This is a genomic window from Streptomyces sp. NPDC092952, from assembly GCF_044754785.1.
Classification (GTDB): Bacteria; Actinomycetota; Actinomycetes; order Streptomycetales; family Streptomycetaceae; genus Streptomyces.
On record NZ_JBIVPT010000007.1, the window covers coordinates 352538 to 378954 of the forward strand.

At 72.9% G+C, this 26417-nt stretch carries 23 protein-coding genes; 12 read left to right on the forward strand and 11 right to left on the reverse strand.

Annotation, left to right across the window (positions count from 1 at the left end):
- Positions 1-35: 35 nt before the first annotated feature.
- Positions 36-2177, forward strand: a complete 2142-nt coding sequence (locus ACIQGQ_RS20105) for a primosomal protein N' (protein WP_402397624.1) — start codon at positions 36-38, stop codon at positions 2175-2177.
- A gap of 88 nt (positions 2178-2265) precedes the next feature.
- Here the strand turns inward: ACIQGQ_RS20105 and ACIQGQ_RS20110 are convergent, their stop codons facing one another.
- Entirely contained in the window at positions 2266-2811 is a 546-nt protein-coding gene (locus tag ACIQGQ_RS20110; RefSeq protein WP_402397626.1) for a hypothetical protein, read from the reverse strand.
- 227 nt (positions 2812-3038) lie between these two features.
- On the opposite strand from ACIQGQ_RS20110, the gene fmt reads away from it, so the two are divergent.
- The 6 genes from fmt to ACIQGQ_RS20140 all read left to right on the forward strand — a co-directional run bounded on the left by fmt (position 3039) and on the right by ACIQGQ_RS20140 (position 8253).
- Entirely contained in the window at positions 3039-3971 is a 933-nt protein-coding gene (gene fmt / locus ACIQGQ_RS20115; protein ID WP_402397629.1) for a methionyl-tRNA formyltransferase, read from the forward strand.
- A gap of 73 nt (positions 3972-4044) precedes the next feature.
- A complete protein-coding gene (locus ACIQGQ_RS20120; RefSeq protein ID WP_402397632.1) occupies positions 4045-5481 on the forward strand; it encodes an RsmB/NOP family class I SAM-dependent RNA methyltransferase in 1437 nt (478 codons plus the stop codon).
- Between the two features lie 149 nt (positions 5482-5630).
- On the forward strand, positions 5631-5762 hold the full coding sequence (locus tag ACIQGQ_RS20125) for a hypothetical protein (protein WP_402397634.1): 132 nt from the start codon (positions 5631-5633) through the stop codon (positions 5760-5762).
- Between the two features lie 141 nt (positions 5763-5903).
- On the forward strand, positions 5904-6248 hold the full coding sequence (locus ACIQGQ_RS20130) for a DUF4253 domain-containing protein (protein WP_402397637.1): 345 nt from the start codon (positions 5904-5906) through the stop codon (positions 6246-6248).
- 151 nt (positions 6249-6399) lie between these two features.
- Positions 6400-7083 carry a ribulose-phosphate 3-epimerase gene (gene rpe / locus ACIQGQ_RS20135; RefSeq protein ID WP_402397640.1) on the forward strand — a complete coding sequence of 228 codons (684 nt, stop codon included), beginning with the start codon at positions 6400-6402 and terminating at the stop codon, positions 7081-7083.
- 153 nt (positions 7084-7236) lie between these two features.
- The gene (locus ACIQGQ_RS20140) at positions 7237-8253 is read left to right on the forward strand and encodes a sugar-binding transcriptional regulator (protein WP_402397712.1); all 1017 of its coding nucleotides are present in this window, start codon (positions 7237-7239) and stop codon (positions 8251-8253) included.
- 67 nt (positions 8254-8320) lie between these two features.
- On the opposite strand, the gene ACIQGQ_RS20145 is transcribed toward ACIQGQ_RS20140, so the two are convergent.
- Entirely contained in the window at positions 8321-9343 is a 1023-nt protein-coding gene (locus ACIQGQ_RS20145) for a terpene cyclase (RefSeq protein WP_402397643.1), read from the reverse strand.
- A gap of 308 nt (positions 9344-9651) precedes the next feature.
- Between ACIQGQ_RS20145 and ACIQGQ_RS20150 the strand changes: the two genes are divergently transcribed.
- From ACIQGQ_RS20150 to ACIQGQ_RS20170, 5 genes are all read left to right on the forward strand, one after another.
- Positions 9652-11118 carry a GuaB1 family IMP dehydrogenase-related protein gene (locus ACIQGQ_RS20150; RefSeq protein ID WP_402397644.1) on the forward strand — a complete coding sequence of 489 codons (1467 nt, stop codon included), beginning with the start codon at positions 9652-9654 and terminating at the stop codon, positions 11116-11118.
- A 186-nt stretch (positions 11119-11304) separates the two neighbouring features.
- On the forward strand, positions 11305-12762 hold the full coding sequence (locus ACIQGQ_RS20155) for an aldehyde dehydrogenase family protein (RefSeq protein WP_366290614.1): 1458 nt from the start codon (positions 11305-11307) through the stop codon (positions 12760-12762).
- Positions 12763-12867: 105 nt separating this feature from the next.
- Positions 12868-13347, forward strand: coding sequence for an Lrp/AsnC family transcriptional regulator (locus tag ACIQGQ_RS20160; RefSeq protein WP_402397648.1), 480 nt, complete (start codon positions 12868-12870; stop codon positions 13345-13347).
- Between the two features lie 174 nt (positions 13348-13521).
- Positions 13522-14319 (forward strand): carbon-nitrogen hydrolase family protein, encoded by a 798-nt coding sequence (locus tag ACIQGQ_RS20165; RefSeq protein WP_402397650.1) that lies wholly within the window; start codon positions 13522-13524, stop codon positions 14317-14319.
- Positions 14320-14377: 58 nt separating this feature from the next.
- Positions 14378-16069, forward strand: a complete 1692-nt coding sequence (locus ACIQGQ_RS20170) for a flavin monoamine oxidase family protein (protein ID WP_402397654.1) — start codon at positions 14378-14380, stop codon at positions 16067-16069.
- Between the two features lie 13 nt (positions 16070-16082).
- On the opposite strand, the gene ACIQGQ_RS20175 is transcribed toward ACIQGQ_RS20170, so the two are convergent.
- The 9 genes from ACIQGQ_RS20175 to ACIQGQ_RS20215 all read right to left on the reverse strand — a co-directional run.
- Positions 16083-16931 carry a fumarylacetoacetate hydrolase family protein gene (locus tag ACIQGQ_RS20175; RefSeq protein WP_402397655.1) on the reverse strand — a complete coding sequence of 283 codons (849 nt, stop codon included), beginning with the start codon at positions 16929-16931 and terminating at the stop codon, positions 16083-16085.
- Between the two features lie 44 nt (positions 16932-16975).
- Positions 16976-17998 (reverse strand): hydroxyacid dehydrogenase, encoded by a 1023-nt coding sequence (locus tag ACIQGQ_RS20180; protein WP_402397657.1) that lies wholly within the window; start codon positions 17996-17998, stop codon positions 16976-16978.
- Complete coding sequence (locus ACIQGQ_RS20185) at positions 17982-19037, reverse strand: dihydrodipicolinate synthase family protein (RefSeq protein ID WP_402397660.1); 1056 nt, start codon at positions 19035-19037, stop codon at positions 17982-17984. Before ACIQGQ_RS20185 ends, ACIQGQ_RS20180 begins: the two co-directional genes overlap by 17 nt.
- An 8-nt stretch (positions 19038-19045) precedes the next feature.
- A complete protein-coding gene (locus ACIQGQ_RS20190; RefSeq protein WP_402397662.1) occupies positions 19046-20074 on the reverse strand; it encodes an NAD-dependent epimerase/dehydratase family protein in 1029 nt (342 codons plus the stop codon).
- 6 nt (positions 20075-20080) lie between these two features.
- Positions 20081-21028, reverse strand: coding sequence for a carbohydrate ABC transporter permease (locus ACIQGQ_RS20195; protein ID WP_402397665.1), 948 nt, complete (start codon positions 21026-21028; stop codon positions 20081-20083).
- Positions 21029-21030: 2 nt separating this feature from the next.
- Positions 21031-21936 carry a sugar ABC transporter permease gene (locus ACIQGQ_RS20200; protein WP_366290644.1) on the reverse strand — a complete coding sequence of 302 codons (906 nt, stop codon included), beginning with the start codon at positions 21934-21936 and terminating at the stop codon, positions 21031-21033.
- A gap of 272 nt (positions 21937-22208) precedes the next feature.
- Positions 22209-23462, reverse strand: a complete 1254-nt coding sequence (locus ACIQGQ_RS20205) for an extracellular solute-binding protein (protein ID WP_402397668.1) — start codon at positions 23460-23462, stop codon at positions 22209-22211.
- 47 nt (positions 23463-23509) lie between these two features.
- Positions 23510-24766, reverse strand: a complete 1257-nt coding sequence (locus tag ACIQGQ_RS20210; RefSeq protein WP_402397671.1) for a Gfo/Idh/MocA family protein — start codon at positions 24764-24766, stop codon at positions 23510-23512.
- A gap of 29 nt (positions 24767-24795) precedes the next feature.
- On the reverse strand, positions 24796-26417 hold a 1622-nt coding region (locus ACIQGQ_RS20215), incomplete at its 5' end, for a peptidase C14 (protein WP_402397674.1).

Sequence of the window (26417 nt, forward strand, 5' to 3'; positions counted from 1 at the left end):
GGCCGCTGTCGGTGCCCTCTGGTAGGAATTTGGCTGTGAGCAGCGAGAACGAGCGGCCGGAGGACCCCGGCGCCGGGGCCCCGGAGCAGCTTGCGCTGATCCGGGAGACGGTGCGCAGGGCCGAGGTGCCCCGCGCCAAGCCGCGTACCTGGCGCGGCGCCCCGCTCGCCAAGGAGCTGCCGGTCGCCCGGGTGGTGGTCAACAAGGGCGCCCTCCACCTCGACCAGTACTTCGACTACGCGGTGCCCGAGGAGCTGGACGACCAGGCGCGGCCCGGGGTGCGGGTGCGGGTCCGGTTCGGGGCCGGGGGGCGTCAGGTCCGGGGCGGGCGGCGCGAGGGCGGCGGGCTGGTCGACGGCTTCCTGATCGAGCGGCGTGCCGAGTCGGACTACCAGGGCGCGCTCGCCGCGCTCGCCTATGTCGTGTCGCCCGAGCCGGTGCTGGGGCCGGAGCTGCTGGCCCTCGCCCGCGCCGTCGCCGACCGGTACGCGGGCAGCCTCGCCGATGTCCTCCAGCTCGCCGTGCCGCCGCGCAACGGGCGGGCCGAGTCGAAGCCCTCGCCCGCGCCGCTGCCGCCGCCGCCCGCGCCGTCGGCGGGGAGCTGGCAGCGGTACGCGCAGGGTCCGGCGTTCCTGCGGGCGCTGGCGGAGGGCGGTGCGCCCAGGGCCGTGTGGACGGCGCTGCCGGGGCCCCACTGGCCCGAGGAGATCGCCCGGGCCATGGCCGCCACCCTCGCGTCCGGGCGTGGCGCGCTGCTCGTCGTGCCCGACGGCCGGGCCGCCGCCCGGGTGGACGCCGCGCTCACCGGGCTGCTCGGCCCGGGTCACCACGCGCTGCTCACCGCCGACTCCGGACCGGAGAAGCGGTACCGCGAGTGGCTCGCCGTCCGGCGCGGCTCGGTGCGGGCGGTCGTCGGCACCCGGGCGGCGATGTTCGCCCCGGTCGCCGATCTCGGCCTGGTCGCCGTCTGGGACGACGGGGACGCCAGCCACAGCGACGACAACGCCCCCTTCCCCCACGTGCGCGAAGTGCTCGAACTGCGGGCCGCGCACAGCCGGTGCGCCTTCCTCCTCGGCTCCACGAGCTGCACGGTGGAGGCCGCGCAGCTGGTGGAGAGCGGCTGGGCGCTGCCCCTGCGCGCCGACCGCGAGCAGCTGCGGGCCGCCGCCCCCCTGGTGCGTACGGTCGACGACGGGGAGCTGGCCCGGGACGGCGCGGCCCGGGCGGCCCGGCTGCCCAGCCTGGCCTGGCAGACGGTCCGGGACGGGCTGCGCCGGGGCCCGGTCCTGGTCCAGGTGCCCCGGCGGGGCTACGCGCCCCGGCTGGCCTGCGAGCGCTGCCGCGAGCCCGCCCGCTGCCGGCACTGCGCCGGGCCGCTCCAGGCCCCGGACGAGCGGGACCTCGACTGTGCCTGGTGCGGGCGGCCCGAGACCGCCTGGCACTGCCCGGCCTGCGGCTCCGGCCGGCTGCGGGCCCGGATCGTCGGCGCCCGGCGGACCGCCGAGGAGCTGGGCCGGGCCTTTCCGGCCGTTCCGGTGCGGACCTCCGGCCGGGACCATGTGCTCGACGCGGTGCCGGACGCGCCCGCGCTGGTCGTCAGCACCCCGGGCGCCGAGCCGGTGGCCGAGGGCGGTTACGCGGCGGCGCTGCTGCTGGACGGCTGGGCGATGGTCGGCCGCCCCGATCTGCGGGCCGGTGAGGAGGCGCTGCGGCGGTGGACGGCGGCCGCCGCGCTGGTGCGCGGGCAGCCGGAGGGCGGCACGGTGGTGGTCGTCGCCGAGCCGACGCTGCGGCCGGTGCAGGCGCTGGTGCGCTGGGACCCGGTGGGGCACGCCCGCCGCGAGCTGGCGGACCGGGCCGAGCTGGGCTTCCCGCCGGTGTCCCGGATGGCCTCGGTGACCGGTACGCCGGAGGCGCTGGCCGGATTCCTCGCGGCGGCCGAACTGCCGCCGGAGGCCGAGACACTGGGCCCGGTCCCGGTGGCGGCCGCCGCGCCCGGCCGGCCCCGAAGACCCGGTCAGGCGCCGCCGGGGGAGTCCTGGGAGCGGGTGCTGCTCCGTGTGCCGCCGGGCAGCGGCGCGGCGCTGGCGCACGCCCTGAAGGCCGCTCAGGCGGCGCGGCTGTCCCGGGGCGGCGACCGGGTCCGGATCAGGGTCGACCCGCCGGACATCGGCTGACGGCCGGGGCACGGGAAGCTCCCGGGCATGGGGCTGCCCCGCCGCGCGGGAATCGCGCGACGGGGCAGCGGACGGACGGGGGTGGCGGTCAGCCGTTGCGTGGGCCGGGGAAGGCGCCCGGGCGCAGGTCCTCGCGCAGTGACGGGCGGTCCGTCGACGGCTGCGGCGGCATGGACCGGGCCGCGGGCACGGCGGGCAGCGCGGACGGGCCACCGGAGCCCGGGACGGGCAGGCCGCGCGGCACGGCGGTCTCCCCGGCGGCCTCGGCCGCCCCCGGCTGCCGGGCGTTGCGGCGCGCTCCGTAGCGGCGGTGCACCGCCTGCTTGGTGACCCCGAGCGCGGAGCCCACCGCGTCCCAGGAGAAGCCCAGCGAGCGGTCGAAGTCGACCGCGGCGGTGACCAGCGTCTCGACGCTGTCGCGCAGTTCCTGCGCCAGCCTTACGGTGGGGGCCGGGGCCCTGCCGTAGACGACGAAGCCCGTGGACGGGCCGGAGCGGCGCGGACGGTAGACGTTGCCCAGTTGGGCGGTGAGCGTACGCAGCGCGTCCACCTGCCGCCGGACCCGCTCGATGTCCCGCACCAACAGATGCAGACTGGCCCTCGCTTGGGCGTCGTGGGTTGCGTGGTCGGCCATGAAGAAGCCTCTCGAACCGGCGTTGAAAGGGATCGGGCCGCACCAGGGCGGCTCGCTTCGGTCAATCTCTCTTGACCAACGCCCGAGCTGTGGTTCTGGTCACGCTTCAGGGGCGCGTACGCCCTTCAAAGGGGCGCACGGGCATGCGTACGCCCCCTGGCGCCCCGCCCCATAGACTTGTGCGTTGCTCGTCACCGCACTTCGGCCCGAGAGGCAGTCAGCCACCCATGAAGCTCGTCTTCGCAGGCACCCCCGAGGTCGCCGTACCCGCCCTGGACGCCCTGATCGCCTCCGACCGGCACGAGGTGGCCGCCGTCGTGACCCGGCCCGACGCCCCCGCCGGGCGGGGCCGCCGTCTGGTCGCCAGCCCGGTCGCCGAGCGGGCCGAGGAGGCGGGCATCGAGGTGCTGAAGCCCGCCCGCCCGCGCGACCAGGACTTCCTGGCCCGGCTGCGGGAGATCGCCCCGGACTGCTGCCCGGTCGTCGCCTACGGCGCGCTGCTGCCCAAGGAGGCGCTCGCCGTGCCCGCCCGCGGCTGGGTCAACCTGCACTTCTCGCTGCTGCCCGCCTGGCGCGGCGCGGCCCCGGTGCAGCACGCGGTGATGGCCGGGGACGAGCTGACCGGCGCGTCGACCTTCCTGATCGAGGAGGGACTCGACTCCGGACCGGTCTACGGCGTCCTCACCGAGGAGGTGCGCCCCACCGACACCAGCGGCGACCTGCTCACCCGGCTGGCGTTCGCCGGCGCGGGGCTGCTCGCGGCGACGATGGACGGCATCGAGGACGGCACCCTGCACGCCGTGGAGCAGCCGGCCGACGGCGTCACCCTCGCCCCGAAGATCACCGTGGAGGACGCCCAGGTCCAGTGGTCGGCGCCCGCGCTCCGGGTCGACCGGGTGGTACGCGGCTGCACGCCCGCGCCCGGCGCGTGGACCCTGTTCCGCGGCGAGCGGCTCAAGCTGATCCAGGCCGTCCCCGTCCTCGACCGCACCGACCTGGCCCCCGGCGAGCTCTCCGCCGCCAAGAACAACGTGTACGTGGGCACCGGATCGCACGCCGTCGAACTGCTCTGGGTCCAGCCGCAGGGCAAGAAGCCGATGCGCGCCGCGGACTGGGCGCGCGGGGTGCGGATCGTCCACGGCGAGCTGCTGGGGAGCTGAGGCGGACCCCGGCAGGGGCGGCGACGTAGGCTGGGAGGATTCGTCCCCTCACCTTCAGCGGAGCACCTTTCACGTGAACGACCAGCAGCGTCGCCGTCCCGCCAAGCCCCATCGCCGGCCGAAGAAGGACCCGGTCCGCTTTCTCGCCTTCGAGGCCCTGCGGGCGGTCGACGAACGCGACGCGTACGCCAACCTCGTCCTGCCCCCGCTGCTGAAGAAGGCCCGTGCCAAGGGCGACTTCGACCACCGGGACGCGGCGCTGGCGACCGAGCTGGTCTACGGCACGCTGCGCCGCCAGGGAACGTACGACGCGATCGTCGAGGCCTGCATCGACCGTCCGCTGCGCGAGGTCGACCCGCCGGTCCTGGACGTGCTGAACATGGGCGTGCACCAGCTCCTCGGCACCCGTATCCCCACCCACGCGGCGGTCTCCGCCAGTGTGGAGCTGGCCCGGGTGGTGCTCGGCGAGGGGCGCGCCAAGTTCGTCAACGCGGTGCTGCGCAAGGTCGCCGCGGACGACCTCGACGGCTGGGTGGCCAAGGTCGCCCCGCCCTACGAGGAGGACGCCGAGGACCACCTCGCGGTCGTGCACTCGCACCCGCGCTGGATCGTCTCGGCGCTCTGGGACGCGCTGGGCGGCGGCCGGGCCGGTATCGAGGACCTCCTGGAGGCGGACAACGAGCGCCCCGAGGTCACCCTGGTCGCGCGCCCCGGCCGTGCCACCACCGGGGAGCTGCTCGAAGCGCTCGGCGAGGAGAACGGCCTGCCCGGCCGCTGGTCGCCGTATGCCGTGCGGATGGCCGAGGGCGGCGAACCCGGCGCGCTGGAGGCGGTGCGCGAGGCCCGGGCCGGGGTCCAGGACGAGGGCAGCCAGCTGGTGGCCGCCGCGCTGGCCGCCGCACCTCTGGAGGGCGGCGACAGCCGCTGGCTCGACGGCTGCGCAGGCCCCGGCGGCAAGGCCGCCCTGCTCGCCGCGCTGGCCGCGGAGCGGGGCGCCACGCTGCTCGCCGCCGAGAAGCAGCCGCACCGGGCCCGGCTCGTCGAGCACGCCCTGGCCGGGAACCCCGGCCCGTACCAGGTGATCACCGCCGACGGCACCCGGCCGCCGTGGCGCCCCGGCAGCTTCGACCGTGTGCTGATGGACGTGCCGTGCTCGGGGCTCGGCGCCCTGCGCCGCCGCCCGGAGGCGCGCTGGCGCCGCCGCAAGGAGGACCTGGAGCAGTTCGCCCCGCTGCAACGCGGCCTGCTCGGCGAGGCGTTGAAGGCGGTCCGGGTGGGCGGCGTGGTCGGCTACGCGACCTGCTCGCCGCATCTCGCGGAGACCCGGACGGTGGTCGAGGACGTGCTCAAGGGCCGCGGCGGCGTCCGGGGCGTCGAGGCCGAGTGGATCGACGCCCGCCCCTTGATGCCGGACGTTCCCGCGCTGGGCGACGGCCCCGACGTCCAGCTCTGGCCGCACCTGCACGGCACGGACGCCATGTACCTGGCCCTGCTGCGACGCACCACCTGACCGGCGAGAGGCCTGCGAACCCCGGAGCGCTGTCGGCCCTCGGCACCCCGCTCCCGGCCGGCCGGACGATCACGTCCGACGAGGGGGACGGGGACGAGCGGCCGCTCTGGCCCGCCGGCGTACCGGCCACCGCCGGACTGCGGGCGCGGGTGCAGGCCGAACACCCGCGCACCGGGCTGTGGCCGCTGCTGCTCGCCCCGCTGGAGCCGGACGACGACGGGCTGTTCCGCCCCTGGGGATCGGGCGAGCTCTGCCCGGAGGACGTGTCCGACCCGGCCTAGCTGCTCGCGGCGCGGTGGGCGGAGTGCACGGCCGTCGACGCGGACGACCCGCTCCCGGCGGCGGAGCGGGCCGCCGTCACGGCTTCCTTCGAGGAGTGGCCGGGCCTCGCGCCGGGCCGGGAGGCGGCGGGGGCCGACCGGTTGGCGGCCGAGCGTCCGTCGGCCGGGCAGGGGCTGGTCACCGCCGCCTCCGGGGCCCTCGCCGCCGCGATCCGGTCCGGTCCGCTCGACCAGGACGACGACACCGGGAAGTCCTCCGCGGTCGTCCTCGACTGGGAGCGCCGGTTGGGGGTCCGCGTCGTCGGGGCCGGCTTCGCCACCCCGCACCTCCCGGTCGCCGCTGCGCCGACGACCCCCGAGGAGGCCCTCGCGGTGGCGGCCGAGCACTTCGCGTTCTGCCCGGACACCGTCCCGCGGAGTCGGCGGCCGTACACCCTGGCCGCGTACGCCGGGAGGGTCGCCGACGCCGACCGGTGGGACTTCTGATGGGACCGACCGGCCCGATCCGTACGAGCCCGCCCGAAACGCCCCCGCAGGGCGGCCGGAACCCCTTGATCACGCGAACCGTAATGATCCCGTGAGGCTTTGGCCCGCACCAAGGCGGGGAAGTGGCGCGGAACATGGCAGGCTTGGGGGCATGGCCCAGATCAACCCCAGCATCCTGTCCGCCGACTTCGCCCGTCTCGCCGAGGAGGCCGAGGCCGTCAGGAGCGCGGACTGGCTCCACGTCGATGTGATGGACAACCACTTCGTGCCCAATCTGACCCTCGGTGTGCCGATCGTCGAATCGCTCGCCCGGGCCACGGACACCCCGCTGGACTGCCATCTGATGATCGAGGCCCCGGATCGCTGGGCCCCGGCCTACGTCGAGGCGGGCGCCGGTTCCGTCACCTTCCACGCGGAGGCCGCGGCCGCTCCGGTGCGCCTCGCGCGGGAGATCCGCGCCAAGGGGGCCCGGGCGTCGATGGCGCTCAAGCCCGCGACGCCGATCGAGCCGTACGAGGACCTGCTCCCCGAGCTGGACATGCTGCTGATCATGACGGTGGAGCCGGGCTTCGGCGGCCAGGCGTTCCTGGACATCATGCTGCCGAAGATCCGCCGGACCCGGGAGCTGATCTCCAAGCACGGGCTCGAACTGTGGCTCCAGGTCGACGGCGGGGTCTCCGCGTCCACCATCGAACGGTGCGCCGAGGCCGGCGCCGACGTCTTCGTGGCGGGTTCGGCGGTGTACGGGGCCGAGGACCCGGACGAGGCGGTGCGCTCGCTGCGCGCCCGGGCGGAGCGGGCCACGGCCTCGGCGGCCTGGGCGTGCGGCCACTGACACCGGCGCCTGAGCACGGCCTCCCGCCCGAGGTCGGGCAGGCCAAGAGCAGATGAACGCGGTCCCACGGGGCCGATCAGGGGGCGCCGGATCTGACAGGATGAACGGCGTATCGAGAGTGTGAACAGCAGTGAGGAGAGCGCGGTGTCTGCAATGTCGGCGGGCCGGTCCGCCCTGCGGATGGGGCCCGCGGAGCTGGTGCAGGCGGCGGCCATGGCCCGCCGCTTCTACCTCGAGGGAAAGTCGAAGATCCAGATCGCCGAGGAGTTCGGCGTCAGCCGCTTCAAGGTGGCCCGGGTCCTGGAGACGGCGCTGGAGCGCGATCTCGTACGTATCGAGATCCGGGTCCCCGCCGAGCTGGACGCCGAGCGCTCCGACGCGCTCCGGGCCCGCTACGGGCTGCGTCACGCGGTCGTCGTCGAATCGCCGGCCGAGGAGCAGGACGACGCACCGGATCCGGAGAACCTGGGCGAGGTCGCGGCCGATCTGCTCGGCGAACTGGTGAACGAAGGCGATGTACTGGGGCTGGCCTGGGGCCGCTCCACCATCCACATGGCGGCGGCGCTCGACCGGCTGCCGCCGTGCACGGTCGTACAGCTCACCGGGGTGTACGACGCGGGGACGGCGGAGCGCGGCTCCGTCGAGGCGGTCCGGCGGGCCGCCCAGGTCTCCGGCGGCGAGGCCCACCCCATCTACGCGCCGATGCTGCTGCCGGACCCGGCCACGGCCGCGGCCCTGCGCCACCAGACGGGCATCGCCCGCGCCTTCGAGTACTTCGACAAGGTGACCGTCGCGGCGGTCTCCATCGGTTCCTGGGAGCCGGGCATCTCGACCGTCCACGACATGCTCTCCGACCAGGAGCGGGCGCACTACGCCTCGCTCGGCGTCGCGGCGGAGATGTCGGCGCACCTCTTCGACACCGAGGGCCGGCGGGTCGGCCGGGACCTGGGGGAGCGGTGCATCACGGTCGAGGCCGACCGGCTGCGCCGGATCCCCGAGGTGGTGGCCATCGCGGGCGGTCAGCGCAAGGCCGCGGCGATCGGGGCGGTGCTGCGCTCGGGGCTGGTCACCAGCCTGGTGACGGACACGGCCGCGGCGGACTTTCTGCTGACCGAGTCGGCGGCCCCGCTGCGCCCGGCGCTGGAGCGCGCCGACCCGGACGGCGACTGACCGGCCCCGGACACGGGTCCGCCCGGACGGCATGCGCGCCGTCCGGGCGGACCCGTGTCCGGGTGGTTCAGTCCTGGGCCATGCCCAGCACCCGTGCCTCCAGATACTCCTGCGGCTCCTCGTACTGGCTCACGTCGGCCGGGTTGTAGCGCGGGGTCTGCCGCGACCAGTCGAGATTGCCGCGCATCCAGCTGCGCATGCCGTCCAGATACGGCCGGAGCATCCAGGACAGCTGCGGATAGGCGGACAGCAGCTCGGCCTCGGCGGTGAGGAAGCGCTCCGTCTCGGTCGTGATCTCCGCGCAGACGTGCTCCAGGGCCTGCCGCTCGCCGTGGCCGCGGTGGTGCCGGACCAGGTGGACGAGGTTGTGGATCTCGCCGAGCACCTGTTCCTTCTCGTACGAGTACACGTCGTTGGCCCAGCACACGACGTTGCACGAGGCTTCCAGCGCGGTGATGAACCGGGGGTCGTTGTGGATCGACTCGGGTGCCTCGATGCCGGCCACGATCTCTATCAGGTCCATGCAGACATGTATCGCACCGGTGTGGCGCCGCTTGGCGATATAGGTCTCCTCGGACGGCACCACGCCCGAGGCGCGGTTTCCGGCCTCCCAGGTGGTGGTGGTCGTGAGGTAGGTGGTGAGGTGCCAGCCGAAGCGGGCGCGCCAGTGCGGGGCGGCCATCGGCGTCGTACGTTCCCACAGATCGGCCAGGGCGGTCACGGCCGCCGGGAGCTCGCCCTCGGGCAGGGCGCCGGGGGTGTCGCTCCGGATGACGTCCCGCATCAGCCCGACCACGTCCCGCACCCGCTCCGGGCTGCGGCCGAGGTGTCCGTCGTCGAGCTGGTCGTCGACGAGGAAGAGCCAGACGAACCAGTCGGCCACCAGGTCGAGGTTCTTGCTGTCGGCGGTCGGATACACCATGCCGACGAACGCGCCGAAGTCCGCCTGGACGAAGCGGGCCCTGGCCGAATCGCGGTGCACCAGACCGGTGTCGCGGGTCCACTCCTCCAGATGGACTCTGGTGTGCGGCACGTTCGGGTTGCTGAGCTGGGGGAACGGGCAGTAGATGTCCGGCAGTTCGCTCTCCACGAGTGGGTCGTGATCCTCTCCGGTCGTACGTATGACGGAAGTTGTGGCTCTTCCGGCTGTTCCTCCGGGGCGTTGGTGAGACCCACGGGACCTGCGAATTTGAAGCTACCGGACCCCTTGTCACCAGGTCCAGGGCAGACGATCGGGGATTGATCCGAACGACTTCGGGTAGGGTCCGCGGGCAAGACGGGCTGCACCCGTCCGGGACTCCCGCCGGACCTCTTTCGGAGGAACGTACCAACGCGGGTGCTGTTTGTTGTGCCATCGTGGACGCGACCTGCGGCGATTCGTATGAAAAAATCAGTGTTATGCGTTTTCTTGAGCCCGGTACTGGTCGTTACACAGACTCCCCCGCGGTCCCCTACGACCTCACGTACGACGACGTCTTCATGGTCCCGGGCCGTTCGGCAGTCGGTTCCCGCCAGGGCGTCGACCTCTCCTCGCCCGACGGCACCGGCACCACCATCCCGCTCGTCGTGGCGAACATGACGGCCATCGCGGGCCGCCGGATGGCCGAAACGGTCGCCCGGCGCGGCGGGCTCGTCGTCATCCCGCAGGACATCCCGATCGAGGTCGTCACCGAGGTCGTCGCCTGGGTGAAGTCGCGGCACCTGGTCCTCGACACCCCGATCGTGCTGGCCCCCGGCCAGACGGTCGCCGACGCCCTGTCGCTGCTGCCGAAGCGCGCGCACGGCGCGGGCGTCGTGGTCGACGACGAGCGCCGGCCCCTCGGTGTCGTCACCGAGCACGACCTGGCCGGTGTGGACCGCTTCACCCAGCTCACCGAGGTCATGTCCAAGGACCTGGTGCTGCTCGACGCGGACATAGACCCGCGCGACGCGTTCAACAGGCTGGACGGCGCCAACCGCAAGCTCGCCCCCGCCGTCGACGCGGAGGGCCGGCTCGTCGGCCTCCTCACCCGCAAGGCCGCGCTGCGCGCCACCCTGTACACCCCCGCCACCGACGCCGAGGGCCGGCTGCGGATCGCCGCCGCCGTCGGGATCAACGGGGACGTCGCGGGCAAGGCCAAGCAGCTGCTGGACGCGGGCGTCGACACGCTCGTCGTGGACACCGCCCACGGCCACCAGGAGTCCATGATCAGCGCGGTCCGGGCGGTCCGCGCCCTCGACCCCTCGGTCCCGATCGTGGCGGGCAACATCGTCGCCGCCGAGGGTGTGCGCGACCTCATCGAGGCGGGCGCCGACATCATCAAGGTGGGCGTGGGCCCCGGCGCCATGTGCACCACCCGGATGATGACCGGCGTGGGGCGGCCGCAGTTCTCGGCCGTCCTGGAGTGCGCCGCCGAGGCGAAGAAGTACGGCAAGCACGTCTGGGCCGACGGCGGCGTCCGCCACCCCCGCGATGTCGCCATGGCGCTCGCCGCGGGCGCGTCCAACGTGATGATCGGCTCCTGGTTCGCCGGTACGTACGAGTCGCCCGGCGACCTCCAGCAGACCGCCGACGGCCGCTTCTACAAGGAGTCCTTCGGCATGGCGTCCGCGCGCGCCGTGAAGAACCGCACCTCGGACGAGTCCGCCTACGACCGGGCCCGCAAGGCGCTCTTCGAGGAGGGCATCTCCACCTCGCGGATGTTCCTCGACCCGGCCCGGCCCGGCGTCGAGGATCTGATCGACTCGATCATCGCGGGCGTCCGCTCCTCCTGCACCTACGCCGGGGCGGCCTCCCTCGCGGAGTTCGCCGAGAAGGCGGTCGTCGGGGTGCAGAGCGCCGCCGGATACGCCGAGGGCAAGCCGCTGCACGCCAGCTGGAGTTGATCCTTCCCGTCCTTCGACACCGGTGCCCCGCCGGGCCGTTCGCGCCCGGCGGGGCACCGGTGTTTCCGGGGCCGGGCGGCGGCTGTCCGGATCGCGGCGGCAACCGGCCTATCACCGTCAACCGCGGTGGAATGTAAGTAACATGAACACCAATCAGTTGCCCGTTCCTCCGTGGTAAGGGATCCCATGTCCTTCTTCACCGATCTGGCCCAGCAGTACATCGACGGGGAATGGAGGCAGGGCAAGGGCTCCTGGGACATCATCGACTTCAACCCGTACGACGGGGAGAAGCTCGCCTCGATCACCGTCGCCACGGCCGAGGAGGTCGACCAGGCGTACCGCGGTGCGCAGGAGGCCCAGCGGGCCTGGGGCGAGACCAACCCGTACGCCCGGCGCACGGTGCTGGAGCGGGCGCTGCGCATCGTCGAGGAGCGCGAGGCGGAGATCAGCGACGCGATCGTCGCGGAGCTGGGCGGGACCCGGCTGAAGGCCGCCTTCGAGCTGCACCTCGCCAAGGAGTTCCTGCGCGAGTCGGTCCAGCTGGCGCTGCGGCCCACCGGGCAGATCCTGCCCTCGCCGACCGAGGGCAAGGAGAACCGCGTCTACCGGGTGCCGGTCGGTGTCGTCGGCGTCATCAGCCCCTTCAACTTCCCCTTCCTGCTCTCGCTGAAGTCGGTGGCCCCGGCCCTGGCGCTCGGCAACGCCGTGGTCCTCAAGCCGCACCAGAACACCCCGGTCTGCGGCGGCACGCTGGTGGCGAAGGTGTTCGAGGAGGCCGGGCTGCCGGCCGGGCTGCTGAACGTCGTGGTCACCGACATCGCCGAGATCGGCGACGCCCTGCTGGAGCACCCCGTGCCGCAGGTCATCTCCTTCACCGGCTCCGACAAGGTGGGGCGGCACGTCGCCACGGTCTGCGCGGCCCAGCTCAAGAGCGCCGTGCTGGAGCTCGGCGGCAACAGCGCGCTGATCGTCCTCGACGACGCAGATCTGGACTACGCCGTGGACGCGGCCGTCTTCAGCCGGTTCGTCCACCAGGGCCAGGTCTGCATGGCCGCCAACCGCATCCTGGTCGACCGGGCGGTGGAGAAGGAGTTCACCGAGAAGTTCGTCGCCAAGGTGGCCTCGCTGCCGGTCGGCGACCCGGCCGACCCGGCCACCGTCATCGGCCCGCTGATCAACTCCTCGCAGGCCGAGGCCGTCTCCGCGGTCGTCGAGCAGGCCGTGGCCGCCGGTGCGACGGCGCTGCTGCACGGCCCGACCGAGGGCAACCTGGTGAGCCCGTCCGTGCTGACCGGACTGGCCGCCGACGCGCCGGTGCTCTCCCAGGAGATCTTCGGCCCGGTCGCCCTGCTCATCCCCTTCGACGGCGAGGACGAGGCGGTCCGGATCGCCAACGACACCCCGTACGGCCTGAGCGGCGCGGTGCACACCGGGGACGTCGAGCGCGGTGTCCGGGTCGGCCGGCGCATCCACACCGGCATGATCCACATCAACGACGGCACGGTCCACGACGAGCCGATCGTCCCCTTCGGCGGTGAGAAGAGCTCCGGCCTCGGCCGGCTCAACGGCGACGCCATGGTCGAGGCGTTCACCACCCAGAAGTGGATCTCGGTCCAGCACGGCCGCTCCGGCTTCCCCTTCTGAGCGGCGGCCCCGGCCGCGCCCGGCCGGGGCGCGGCCGTGGTCTACTTCGGGGGCGGCCCGCGCCGCCCCCGGATCCGGCCATCGCAGAGAAGTGAACCGCCCGACGTGCGCCTGAACGACCTCGACGAACGCATCGTCCACGCCCTCGCCGAAGACGCCCGGCGCTCCTACGCCGACATCGGCGCGAAGATCGGCCTGTCCGCCCCCGCGGTGAAACGCCGCGTGGACCGGCTGCGCGCCGAGGGCGCCATCACCGGCTTCACGGTCCGGGTGGACCCGGCGGCGCTGGGCTGGGAGACCGAGGGCTTCATCGAGATCTACTGCAGCCGCAACACCTCGCCGGAGGCGATCAGGCAGGGCCTGGAGCGCTACCCGGAGATCGCCTCGGCGTCCACGGTGACCGGCGAGGCCGACGCGATCGTGCAGGTCTTCGCCGCGGACATGCGCCACTTCGAGCAGGTCCTGGAACGGATCGCGGGCGAGCCGTACGTGGAGCGGACCAAGTCCGTCCTGGTGCTCTCGCCGCTGCTGCGCCGCTACTCCGCGGGCGCCCCCGAACAGGCCCGGAGCGCGAACCCGGCGTGAGAGCCGGATCACCTCGGTGACCTGCGAGGACGCCATGTGCAACGAATCGCCGCCCAGGGGCTTCGACGCGCAATGGATCGACGGTGGACGCGCAACACTCGCGCCTTGTCCGGTGCGAGCGGCGGCCCGTACCGTCGATACGTCCCCGCCCGCCCGTATCGCCCGAGGTCAGCCATGCCGCCGTTGCGCACCGCCCTGCTCCAGAGCTCCGGATGTCCCGGGCGGGTCGACCGGAACATCGACGCCCTCGACGCGGCCGCGCGGCGGGCGGCCGAGGCCGGTGCCCGGCTGCTGGTCTGCCCCGAGCTCTTCCTGACCGGGTACGCGATCGGCGCCGACGTGCCGCTGCTGGCCGAGCCCGCCGACGGGCCGTCCGCCCGGCGGATCGGCGGGATCGCCGCCCGGCACGGGCTCGCCGTCCTCTACGGCTACCCGGAGCTCGCGGACGAGAAGATCTACAACGCCGCCCGGCTGATCGGCCCGGACGGCGTGCCGCTCGCGAACTACCGCAAGACCCACCTCTTCGGCGACTTCGAGCAGAAGTGGTTCACCCCGGGCCGGCAGCCCGTCGTCCAGGCCGAACTGGACGGCGTCCGGATCGGCATCCTGATCTGCTACGACGTCGAGTTCCCGGAGAACGTCCGCGCCCACGCCCTGGCCGGCACCGATCTGCTGCTGGTGCCGACCGCGCTGATGCATCCCTTCCCGTTCGTCGCCGAGTCCCTGGTGCCGGTCCGCGCCTTCGAGAGCCAGCTCTACGTGGCGTACACCAACCGGACCGGCCAGGAGGGCGGGTACGAGTTCGTCGGGCTGAGCTGCCTGGCGGGCCCCGACGGCACCGTCCGCACCCGGGCCGGGCGCGGCGAGGAGCTCGTCGTCGGCGAGGTCGACCCGGCGTTCCTGCGCGCCTCGCGCGCCGCCAACCCGTATCTGCGGGACCGCCGCCCCGGCCTCTACCGCCCGCTGGTCTGAGCCCGCCCCGCCACCGTTCCACCGCACCGCCCCCACCCGCGCAAGGAGTCCGTACCCCATGACGTCCACGGTGCCCAACGCCGTCCAGCACACCGACGCCACCGAGCCGATCACCATGTTCGGACCGGACTTCCCCTACGCCTACGACGACTTCCTGGCCCACCCTGCGGGCATCGGCCAGATACCCGCGACCGCGCACGGCACCGAGGTCGCCGTCATCGGCGGCGGACTCTCCGGGATCGTCGCCGCCTACGAGCTGATGAAGATGGGCCTCAAGCCCGTCGTCTACGAGGCGGACCGGATCGGCGGACGGCTGCGCACCGTCGGCTTCGAGGGGTGCGACCCGGACCTCACCGCGGAGATGGGCGCGATGCGCTTCCCGCCGTCATCCACCGCGCTCCAGCACTACATCGACCTGGTCGGCCTCACGACCAGGCCGTTCCCCAACCCGCTCGCCGAGGCCACCCCGTCGACCGTCGTCGACCTCAAGGGGGAGTCGCACTACGCGCGGACCATCGACGACCTGCCGCAGGTCTACCGCGATGTGATGGACGCCTGGAACCGCTGCCTGGAGGAGGGCGCCGACTTCTCCGACATGAACCGGGCGATGCGCGAACGCGATGTGCCGCGCATCCGGGAGATCTGGTCCGAGCTGGTCCGCAGGCTCGACAACCAGACCTTCTACGGCTTCCTCTGCGACTCCGACGCCTTCGCGTCGTTCCGGCACCGGGAGATCTTCGGCCAGGTCGGCTTCGGCACCGGCGGCTGGGACACCGACTTCCCCAACTCGATCCTGGAGATCCTCCGCGTCGTCTACACCGAGGCCGACGACCACCACCGGGGCATCGTCGGCGGCAGCCAGCAGCTCCCGCTGCGGCTCTGGGAGCGCGAACCGCAGAAGATCGTCCACTGGCCCGCCGGCACGTCGCTCTCCTCGCTGCACGGCGGCGAGCCGCTGGGCGCGGTGACCCGGCTGCACCGCACCGCGGGCAACCGGATCACCGTCACCGACGCCACCGGCTCCATCCGCACCTACCCGGCCGCGATCTTCACCGGCCAGTCCTGGCTGCTGCTGTCGAAGATCGACTGCGACGACGCGCTCTTCCCGATCGACCACTGGACGGCGATGGAGCGCACCCACTACATGGAGTCGTCCAAGCTCTTCGTCCCGGTCGACCGCCCGTTCTGGCTGGACGAGGACCCGGCCACCGGCCGCGACACCATGTCCATGACGCTCACCGACCGGATGACCCGTGGCACCTACCTGCTGGACGACGGGCCCGACCGGCCCGCCGTCATCTGCCTCTCCTACACCTGGTGCGACGACAGCCTGAAGTGGCTGCCGCTCTCCCCGCACGAGCGGATGGAGGTCATGCTCAAGTCGCTCGGCGAGATCTACCCGGGCGTCGACATCCGGCGGCACGTCATCGGCGATCCGGTGACGGTCTCCTGGGAGAACGAGCCCTGGTTCATGGGCGCGTTCAAGGCCAACCTGCCCGGCCACTACCGCTACCAGCGGCGGCTGTTCACCCACTTCATGCAGGACCGGCTGCCCGCCGACCGGCGGGGCCTGTTCCTCGCCGGCGACGACATCTCCTGGACGGCCGGCTGGGCCGAGGGCGCCGTGCAGACCGCGCTCAACGCCGTCTGGGGCGTGATGGCCCAGTTCGGCGGCGCGACCGACCCGACCAACCCCGGCCCCGGCGACGTCTTCGACTCCATCGCCCCGGTCGAGCTCCCGGAGGACTGAGCCCCTTCCGGGGCTACGCGGGCCGGCAGACGCTGCGCTGCCGGCCGAGGCCGGAGATCCCGACCTCCATCACGTCGTCCGGGCCCAGGTAGGGGAAGCGGCCGGAGAGCGCCACGCCCTGCGGGGTACCGGTGTTGATGACGTCACCGGGCTCCAGCACCAGGTACTGCGACAGGTGGTGCACCAGATGCGCCACGCCGAAGATCATGTCCGCGGTGCAGGAGTCCTGCCGGGGCTCGCCGTTGACGTAGCTGCGCAGCCGCAGGTCCTGCGGGTCGCCGGCCTCGTCGGCGGTCACCAGCACCGGACCCAGCGGGTTGAACGTGGCGCAGCTCTTCCCCTTGGACCACTGGCCGCCCGATTCCTCCAGCTGGAAGGCCCGCTCGGAGACGTCGTTGCTGACGGCGTAGCCCGCGATGTGCGCGGCGGCGTCGGCGGGGGAGTCGAGGTAGGAGGCGCGCCGCCCGATGACGACGGCCAGCTCCACCTCCCAGTCCGTCTTCTTCGAGCCGCGCGGGATCAGCACGTCGTCGTACGGGCCGACCACGGTGTTCGGCGACTTGTAGAAGAGGATCGGCTGCTCGGGCGGTTCGGCACCGGACTCGGCGGCGTGCGCCGCGTAGTTCTGGCCGATGCAGAGCAGTGCGGAGGGGCGGGCCACCGGGGCGCCGATCCGCTCGCCGGTGATGTCGGTCTCCGGGAGCGCCGACACGTCGGGCACCAGGCGCGGGTCGTCCGCGAGGGCGGCGAGGAACGTGCCGTCGATGTCGCCGGTGATGCCGGACAGGTCGTAGTGGCGGCCTTCGGGGCCGACGAGGACCGGGCGCTCGTGGCCGGGCTCGCCGATGCGCATCAGTCGCATGTGCGGGGTTCTCCTTGGCAGGTACGGGGAGGTCGGGGGCGGGGTCAGTGCAGGCGGGCGAGGGCGTCGGCGGTGACCGCGTGGAGCGGCGGCCGCCCGGCGAGCAGCCGCAGCACCTCGTCGGCGGCGCTCGCCCCGAGCCGGTGGCGGCACTCGACGGTGCCCGCCGCCTGGTGCGGGGTGAGCAGGACGTTGGGCAGGGCACGGAAGGGGTGGTCCACCGGCAGCGGCTCCGCGTCGAAGACGTCGATGGCCGCGTCCAGCCGGCCCGTGGTCAGCTCGGCCAGGAGCGCGTCCTCGTCGACCAGCCACGACCGGGCGGTGTTCACCAGCCCGGCCCCGTCCGGCATCAGCGCCAGCTGCCCGGCGCCGAGCATCCGGTGCGTCGCCTCGGTGACCGGGGCGTGCACGGCCACGATCCGGCTGCGCCGCAGCAGGGTCTCCAGGGGCACCGGCTCCACCCCGAGCTCCCGGGCGTCCGCCTCGGAGAGGTACGGGTCGGTGACGGACACCCGCGCCCCCACGGCCCGCGCCAGGGCGATGTAGGCGCGGCCGGTGCGGGAGGCGCCGATCACCCCGATGTCGCTGCCGTGGATCTCGTGGCGCGGCGGGGCCGCGCTCGCCGCCGCCCACTCGGCCCCGCCGCGCAGGGCGTGGTCGAAGCGGTGGACGCGGTGGAGCAGCGCGAGGGTGAACGCCAGGGCCACCTCGGCGACCGGGCGGGCCATCGCGTCCCCCGCCTGGGTGACCAGGACGCCCCGCTCGAACACCTCCTCGGTGACGTAGGGGGCGACCGCCGAACCGGTGTGCGCCACCAGCTCCAGCCGGTCGGCCGACGCCAGGAGTCCGGCGTCCACCTTCGGCGCCCCCCAGGCGGTGATCAGCGCCCGGGCCCCGGGCAGCGCGGCCGCGACCGCCGCCCGGTCGCGGTGGTCGTCCGGGACCACCAGTTCCGCCGCCCGCCCCAGCTCCGCCCACACCTCGGCGGTGAAGAACTGCGCCCGCAGCCCCGGCGGTACGGCGACGACCACCCGGGGGCGGCCGGAGGGATCAGGAGAGCCAGTCATCGAGGTGCTCCGCGACGAAGGCGTCGTCGGTCAGCCAGGGGTGGGCCGCGGACACCCGGTCGATCTCCTCGGCCTGCCCGGGGGAGAGCGTCTCGGCCGGGTCCAGGCAGCGGATGTTCGCCAGCAGGCCCTGACGGCGCAGCACCTCGTGGACCCCGGCGATGCAGCCGCGGAACGCGCCGCGCACGTCGAAGACCGCGCTGTTGGCGTCGGTCAGCTCGGGGCGCCGGGCCAGGCAGCGGACCATCGCCGCGTGGTCCCCGCCGCGCGCCCGGCGGACGTCCTCCAGGAGCGTCACCGCGGAGCTCGTCCACACCGCCCACTGGCCCAGCAGCCCGCCCGCGAACCAGCGCGGCGCGCCGTCCACCGTCCCGTACGGGGTGAGCAGGTCGCCGATGATGTCGTCGTCGTTGCCGGTGTACAGCGCCACCTCGGCGGCGCGGTCGGCGGCGGCGACGGCCCGGATCACGTCGGCGGTCCGGTACCGGTCGAACGGGGCGATCTTCACCGCGACCGTGTTCGGCAGATCGGTGAACGAGGACCAGAAGTGCGGCGACAGGTACCGGCCGCCGACGGCCTCCTGGAGGTAGAAGCCGATCACCGGCAGCACCTCGCCGACCGCCCGCGCCCGCTCCAGCAGGCCCTTCTCGTCGGCGCCGGGCACGGCCGGGCTGAGCAGCACCGCGTCGTACCCCAGCTCGGCCGCGGTCTCCGCCTCCGCCACCGCCTGCGCGGTGTAGCCGCAGGCCCCGGCGACCTTGACGAACGGGCGGCCGGCCTCGGCGTCGATCGTCTCGGCGGCCAGTTCCAGCACCGGCCGGAACAGGCCGACCGAGGGCTCGCGGATCTCGAACTGGGTGGTGTGGACGGCGACGGCGGCGCCGCCCGCGCCCGAGGCCAGGTAGTAGCGGGTCAGCGCGCGCTGGCGGCGCTCGTCGAAGGAGCCGTCGTCGTGCAGGGCGAGCGGGTGCGCGGGGATCACCGCGCCCTGGGCGAGGGCGTCGAGGGCGGGGGTCCGCACGGGGGAGGGAGTGGGCATGGGGTGGATCAGAACCTTCCGTCACGGACCTGGAACTTGGTGGGCTTGCCGGAGAGCGGCAGCCCGCGGCGCAGCCAGTCGGCCTGCCACTCGACGAGGGTGCGCAGCGTCACGTCCGGGTAGCCGAACAGGGCGTGGCAGCGGCTCGCGTCGGAGAGCAGCGCGGTCGGCGCCTCCTGGCCGGCGAGGACCGGCTCGGTGCCGAACTCCTCGCCGAACCACTGGGCGAGGCGGCGTACGGACGCGGTCTCGGGGCCGGTGAGGTTGAGGGTGAACGCCTCGCCGCCGGTGGCGTGCAGCAGCGAGCGCAGGGCGACCTCGTTGGCGTACCCCTGCCACACGACGTTGGCGTGACCGGTCGTCACGTCGACGGGCTCGCCGGTGTGCACCCGGTGCGCGATGTCGGCGAGGACGCCGTAGCGCAGGTCGACCGCGTAGTTGAGCCGGATGTTGGCGACCCGGGTGCCCCGGGTCAGTGCCGCGTGGCCGAAGATCCGCTCCCGGCCCAGGCACGACATGGCGTACTCGCCGACCGGGCCGACCGGGTCGGACTCGGTGCAGCCGCCGGAGGCGACCGGCACCAGCGGGTAGACGTTGCCGGTGGAGAACGCGGCGATCCGCGCCTCCGACCAGCGGCGCGCCACCCGGTCCGGCATGGCGGCGTTGACCGCCCAGGCGTGCGAGGGGGCCCCGGCGGAGCCGAACTTGGCGCCGACCATGAAGACGACGTTCCCGGCGTCGGGCAGCGCGGCCAGGTCGGCGGCCGGGTCCATCAGGTCGAAGGCGACGGTGCGTACCCCGGCGGCCTCCAGCTCCTCGGCGGCGGACCGGTCCGACCAGCGGGAGACCGCGTACACGGTCACGTCCGCGCGGCCCGCGGCGTCCAGCGCGCGCCGGGCGAGCCGGCAGAGGCTGGGGCCCATCTTGCCGCCCGCGCCGAGCACCAGCAGATCGCCTTCGAGGCGGCCGAGGTCGGCGACGAGCGCGGGGGAGGGGGTGGCGAGCCGCTCTTCGAGCGCGGCCTCATCGGTGAACATGTGTGACTATCCCTTGATTCCGGACGCGGTGACGCCCTCGGTGAAGTAGCGCTGGCCCACCATGTACGCGGCGAAGATGGGCACGAACGCGATGACGGAGCCGGAGAGCACCACGTTGAGCGGCACGTTCTGCTGCTGGAGCGAGGCGATGCCGACGGTCAGGGTGCGCATGTCGGTGGACTGGCCGATGACCAGCGGCCACAGGAAGTCGTTCCAGTGCCACAGGAAGACGAAGACGCCGAGGGTGGCGAGGATCGGCTTCAGCAGCGGCAGCACGATCCGGTAGAAGATCTGCCACTCGTTGCAGCCGTCGAGCCGGGCCGCCTCGAACAGCTCGTCCGGCAGCCCCTGGATGAACTGCCGCATCAGGAACACCGCCTGTGCGTTGGCCAGGGTCGGCACGATCAGGCCCCAGTACGTGTCCACGCCGCCCAGCTTCGCGATCATCGCGAAGGTCGGGATCATCGTGACGTGGTACGGCACCATCACCATCGACAGGAACGACCAGAACATCGTCTCCCGGCCCGGGAAGCGCTTCTTGGCGAAGGCGTACCCGGCGAGCGAGGCGAGCAGCAGCACGCCGACGACCGAGACGACCGAGTAGACGAGCGTGTTGACCAGCCAGCGCGGCACGTCCTGGGCGTTCATGACGGTGTCGTACGCTTCGCCGCTGAGCGGCCACGGCACCAGGCTGCCGGGGAACTCGACGGCGGCGGACGGCTTCAGGGAGAGCACGACCATCGCGTAGAACGGGAAGATCGTGACGATCGCGGCCACCGTCAGCAGGACGGCGCGCCCGATCCGGCCGGCCCGGGTGGGCCGCATGCCGTGCGGGACGGTCTCCCGGTCGGCGAGCTTGCGCAGCCTGCGTTCGGCGCGGCGGGCGGCCCGGTCCGGGACCTTCGGGGCCGGCGCGGCGGGCGGGGCCTTCGGGGTGGCGGGTGCTGCGGTCATGGTCACTGGTCCTTCCCGATCACGAGCCGCTGGATCACCGCGACCACCACGGTCAGCGCGAAGAGCGCGACGCCGATGGCGGAGGCGTAACCCAGGTCGAAGTACTTGAAGCCCGCGTCGTAGAGCTGGAAGACGAGCGTGTAGCTGGCGTTGGCGGGGCCGCCGCCGGTCATCGTGTAGACCGCGTCGAAGACCTGGAAGGAGGCCGTCGTCTCGATCACGGCGAGGAAGAACAGCGCGGGCTTGAGCTGTGGCAGCACGATGTACCGGAACCGCTGCCAGGCCCCCGCCCCGTCGGTGAGGGCCGCCTCCTCCAGCTCCCGGGGGATGTCCTGCATCCGGGCCAGCAGGATCAGCATCCCGTAGCCGAACCGGGACCAGACGCCCACCACGGCGAGCGCGGGCAGCACCAGCACGTCGTCGGAGAGCCAGGAGCCCTCGGACATCCCGAACCAGCCCATCAGGGTGGACCAGGGGCCGCCGGTCGAGAAGATCCAGACGAAGACGGTGGCGGCGAGCACCAGCGAGGTGACCACCGGCAGGAAGAACACCGAGCGGAAGAACTTGGCGCCGCGGAACGCGCGGCGGGTGATCAGGGCCAGCGACACCGAGGCGATCAGCGTGCCCGGCACCGCGAGCACCGTGTAGAGCACGGTGACCTTCAGCGCCTGCCAGAACAGCGGGTCGTCCCAGAGCCGGGTGAAGTTGTCCAGCCCGATGAAGCTGCCGCCCCCGGTGAGGCTGTAGTCGGTGAAGCTCATCAGCACCCCGGCGATGCCCGGACCGAACCGGAACGCCAGGAAGAGCAGGAAGCAGGGGAGGACGAAGAGCAGGCCGATCCGGGCCTCGCGGCGCGCCTGCGGCCCGCTGCGACGGCCCCGGCGGGTGGGTTCCGCGACGACTGCCACGGGGATCTCCTTGCGGTACGGGGGGATTGCGGGGGTCGGGGCGGGGTGCCCCGGGGTGGGTGCGGGGTCTCTCCGGGTGCGGCCGGAGAGACCCCGCACCGGCCTTCTAGGGGGTGTCTGATAAATGAGTGCGGGTGAAGGAGCGGGGTCCGGTGCGTGCGGTCGCAAGGCGCCGGGGCGTCCGCGTGGCGGAGCCACGTGGGCGGTTCGGCAACGCCGCGAGCGTGCGTGCCGGACCCCGCGACGCCGCAGGCATTTGTCAGACACACCCCCTAGCGGCCGAGCATCGCCTGGGCGGCCTTCTGCGCGGCGTTCAGCGCCTCCTGCGGGCTCTTCTTGCCCAGCAGCGCCGCCTGGATCTCCGGGGCGAGGACGCCCTGGACCTCGCGCGCCTTGTCGTGCAGCGGGCCCACGGTCATGCTCGGCAGGGTGGCGCCGACGGCCGCCTGGAGGGCGTTGCCGGGGTAGAGGTCGCCGGCGGACTTGCGGGCCGGGAAGTAGCCCGCCTCCTTCTCCAGGCCGGCCGCGTTCTTCGCCTCGGCGACGAAGTTCAGCCAGTCGCCGGTGTTCTTCTTGTCGGCGCCCTTCAGCATCGAGAGCGCGCCGACCGTGCCGTAACCGACCGACTCGACGTCCTTCAGCGGCGGCTGGACGACGATGTTCTCCTTGCCCCAGAACGGCTCCACGTCGGTCGGGGTGTTCTGCCAGGTGCAGGCCACCTTGCCCTTGGCGGTCGGGGTCTGCTCCAGCTTGGGCGTGGTGGTGACCAGGTCCTTGTCGGTGTAGCCGCCGTCGACGAGCTTCTTCAGGTACGTCAGGGCCTTGACGCCGGCCGCGTCGTTGAAGGTGACGGTCTTGCCGTCCTCGGAGAAGACGTCGCCGCCCGCCTGCCACAGCAGCGGGTAGAACGTCGAGTTCAGGGTCTGCTGGGTGTCGCCGCTGTAGCTGGTGGCGTAGTAGCCCTTCGCCTTCAGCTTCGGGGCCAGCGCCTCCAGGTCCGCCCAGCTCGTCGGGTAGTTCTTCTCGCCGATCGCGGTGAACACGCGCTTGTCGCAGATCAGCGGGTTGGCGCTGGTCAGGACCGGGACGCCGAGCGCCTTGCCGTCGGCGGTGACGGAGGTCAGCGCGAAGTCGGTGTAGTCCGACTTGGCGTCGGCCGGCATGTACTCGTCGGCCGGGACGATGCTCTTGGCGTACTTCGGCAGCTGGTCGGGGATGAGGTAGACCGCGTCCGGGCCCTTGCCGGAGGCGATCGCGGTGGCCAGGGCGGTGTCGCGGTTGGCCCAGGGGAAGGTCTCCACCTTCACCTTCACGCCCTCGTGGTCCTTCTCGAAGGCCTTGATCAGACCGTCCCAGTAGGCCTTGTTCTTGGCCTCGTCGAAGATGACCGGGTAGGTCCACATGGTGACGGTGTTGCCGTCGCCGTCGCTGGAACAGCCGGCCAGCACCCCGGCGGCGAGCGCGGTGGCCACCACGGGGGCGGCGACGGCGCGGACTCTGGAACGGCGGGTGAGGAGACGGGACATGAGGTGGTCCTCCGAGGACGTGAGGGTGGGGCGGGGAAGAGGGGGAGTCACTGCGCCGGGACCGTCTGGACGGTGCCGGTGTGCCGGGCGCGTTCGGCGGCGAAGGCCGCGAGATGGCTGCCGAGCGAGGTGGCCGGACCGGAGCGGACCGCCCCGGCGTCACCGGTGGCGACGGCGGTGACGAACGCCTCGACGAGCGCGGCGTCCCCGCCGCCGTGCCCGTCCGCCGCGTTCGAACCGGACGCGCCGAGTTCATGGACGGTGGTGGCGCCGGTCCGGAAGTCCTGCACCGTGACCCGTTCGCCGTCGCCGATCAGCCAGCCGTGCGAGCCGAAGATCCGGGTCTGGCGGTGGGTCTGCTCGGTGAACGCCACCATCTGGAAGGTCGCGGTCACCCCGCCGGTCAGCGTCATGGCCAGGACCTGGTGGTCGACCACGTCGTTGTCGCTCCGGTACGCGCAGACCCCGTACGGGCCCTCGCGCAGCGCCTGGACGAGACCGGCCTCGTCCTTCGCCTCGGTGACATGGGTGACCGGCCAGACCGCGCCCTTCTCACGCAGCGTCGGCATGTACAGCTTCAGCGCGCTGTACGGGCAGCCGTCCTCGACCGCACAGTCGAGGCAGCGTTCGGCGGACCCGGCCGGGGCGTTCTCCGGGCGGAAGTGCTTCAGCCCGCCGAAGCTGGACACCTGCTCGATCCGGCCGCCCATGACGTAGGTGATCCAGTCGAGGTCGTGGCAGGACTTGGCGAGCAGCATCGGGGAGGAGTCCTTCTCGCTGCGCCACGGCCCGCGCACGTAGCTGTGCGCGTAGTGCCACCAGCCGACCGGCTCCAGATGGTCGAGGGAGACCAGCTGCCCGAGCACACCGGAGTCCACGACCTCCTTCACCAGGTCGGTGTACGGGGTGTACCGCATGACGTGGCACACCGCGAACAGGACCCCGGCCCGCTCGACCCCCTCGACGATCCGCCGGGTCTCCTCCTCGGTCGGGGCGAGGGGCTTCTCGGTGAGGATCGCGTAACCGGCCTCGGCCAGGGCCAGCACCGGCTCCAGGTGGAAGCGGTCCTGGGTGGCGACGACGACGGCGTCGGCGATCCGGTTCTCGACCAGCGGGCGCCAGTCGTCGAACTCGACGGGGGCACCGGCGGCGGCCCGCGCCGCGGGGCGCGGGTCGGCGACGGCGACCAGTTCGGCGCGCTCGGGGTGCGCCTTGATCCACTCGGCGTACGTCAGTCCGCGGTTGCCGGCGCCGACGAGCGCGACCCGTACGGGCCGGCCGGTGATCGGGGTATGCGTGGACACGGGGAATCCCTGGTGCTCGATGGGGTGAGTCAGATGCGCAGCGTGGCCGCGCTGTGGGCGACGCGCTCGCCCTCGTCCGGCATCGCGGTCCGCTCGGTGCCGTCCTCGACACAGCCGGTGTGCAGCAGGTGGCCGCCTCCGGTGAAGGCCGCGGGCCGCAGTTCGAGCCGGCCGCCGGTGAAGGTGGATCCGGTGGCCCGGTAGCGGTTGGTGCCCTCGGTGACCAGCACATGGGCGGTGCCCTTGGGGGCGGCCGAGTCGAGGCCGGACAGCTGCCAGTCGACGGTGCGTCCGCCACCGGTGCGCGAGAGCAGGGCGCCGTCCTTGTTGGTGCCCTTCAGCAGGGTGCCGTCGACGCGCAGCCGCTGGTCCTTGTCGGCGGCCAGCTTGATCCCGGTGTCGCGGAGTTCGCCGCCCAGCACGGTGACGTCGGTGTGCTTGACGGTGACGGGGGCGGTGTCCTTGGAGCCGGTGAGCACGCACTGGTCCAGGACGAGCGGCCCGGTGCCGTTGAACACCGCGCCGTCGACGCCCTTCAGCGTGGAGCGCTGGACGGTCAGCGGGGCGGTCACGTTGGCCTGGGTGACCTCCGCGCCGGCCGCGAAGGCGAACGAGGAGTCCGCGATCACATTGGGCCGGGCCGACAGGTCCGAGGCCCGGGAGACGATCAGCGGGCCGGTGGCGGTGCAGCCGCGCATCTGGACGCCGTCGGCGTTGACCCAGAGCATCCCGGAGCCGGAGAGCGACTTCTTGCCGATGACCAGCACGTCCTCCAGGGTCAGATCGGTGATCTTGACCCGGGCCACGAACCAGGAGCAGGCGTGCCGGCGTACGGTGATCCGCTTCGCCCGGCCGCCCCAGGCGGCACCGGAGTTGGCGAAGGTCATCAGACCGGAGTTGCCGGTGTAGACCAGGTCGTGCTCGAACTGGCCGTGCGTCACGAACGGGCCCTCGTCGTCGCCGTCGCCGTGGCAGTTGGTGACGTAGCAGTAGGCGGACGCCGTGAAGTCGTTGAGGTGGCGGGCGTTGGAGGTGTGGCAGTCCTCGACGTGCCCGTACAGGCAGTAGATCTGCTGGGTGAGGTAGCCCGCACCGCCGTAGGTGACCGACTTGGGGTTGGTCAGCGAGCACTGCTCGGTGCGGTAGTAGGTGCACCAGCGGCGCATCACGACCGGCCAGAAGGTGCCGATCGCCTCGATGCCGGAGACGTCGCAGCGCACCGCGTACTCGTAGGCGACCGGGTGCGAGCCGGTCATCTCGTCGTCGCCCCAGCCCTCGAAGACCATGTTGCGGACGTGGGCGCGGTCGACGGGCTCGACACGGGTCCAGGTCAGGGTGCGGCCCGCGGCCAGGTCCCAGCCGATCTGGTAGTTGACCCGGATGTGCTGTCCGTCGACGACGTCGGTGACCTGGACGAGCCGCTGGATCTCCTTCTCGTACTTCCCCGCCAGGGCGTTGATCTCCACCGCCCACCACTGGCCGACGGCGAACTTCGAGGAGTCACCGACCTCGAAGAGGTCCGACAGGTCCGGCATCGCCGCGCCCAGGGTGTGCTCGACGGTGGTGTCGGTGACGGTGCCGCGGAAGGAGAGGACGGCGCCGAAGGGGTTGTCGTGGGTGTTCTTCTCGATGCCTTCGGTGCGTATGCGGT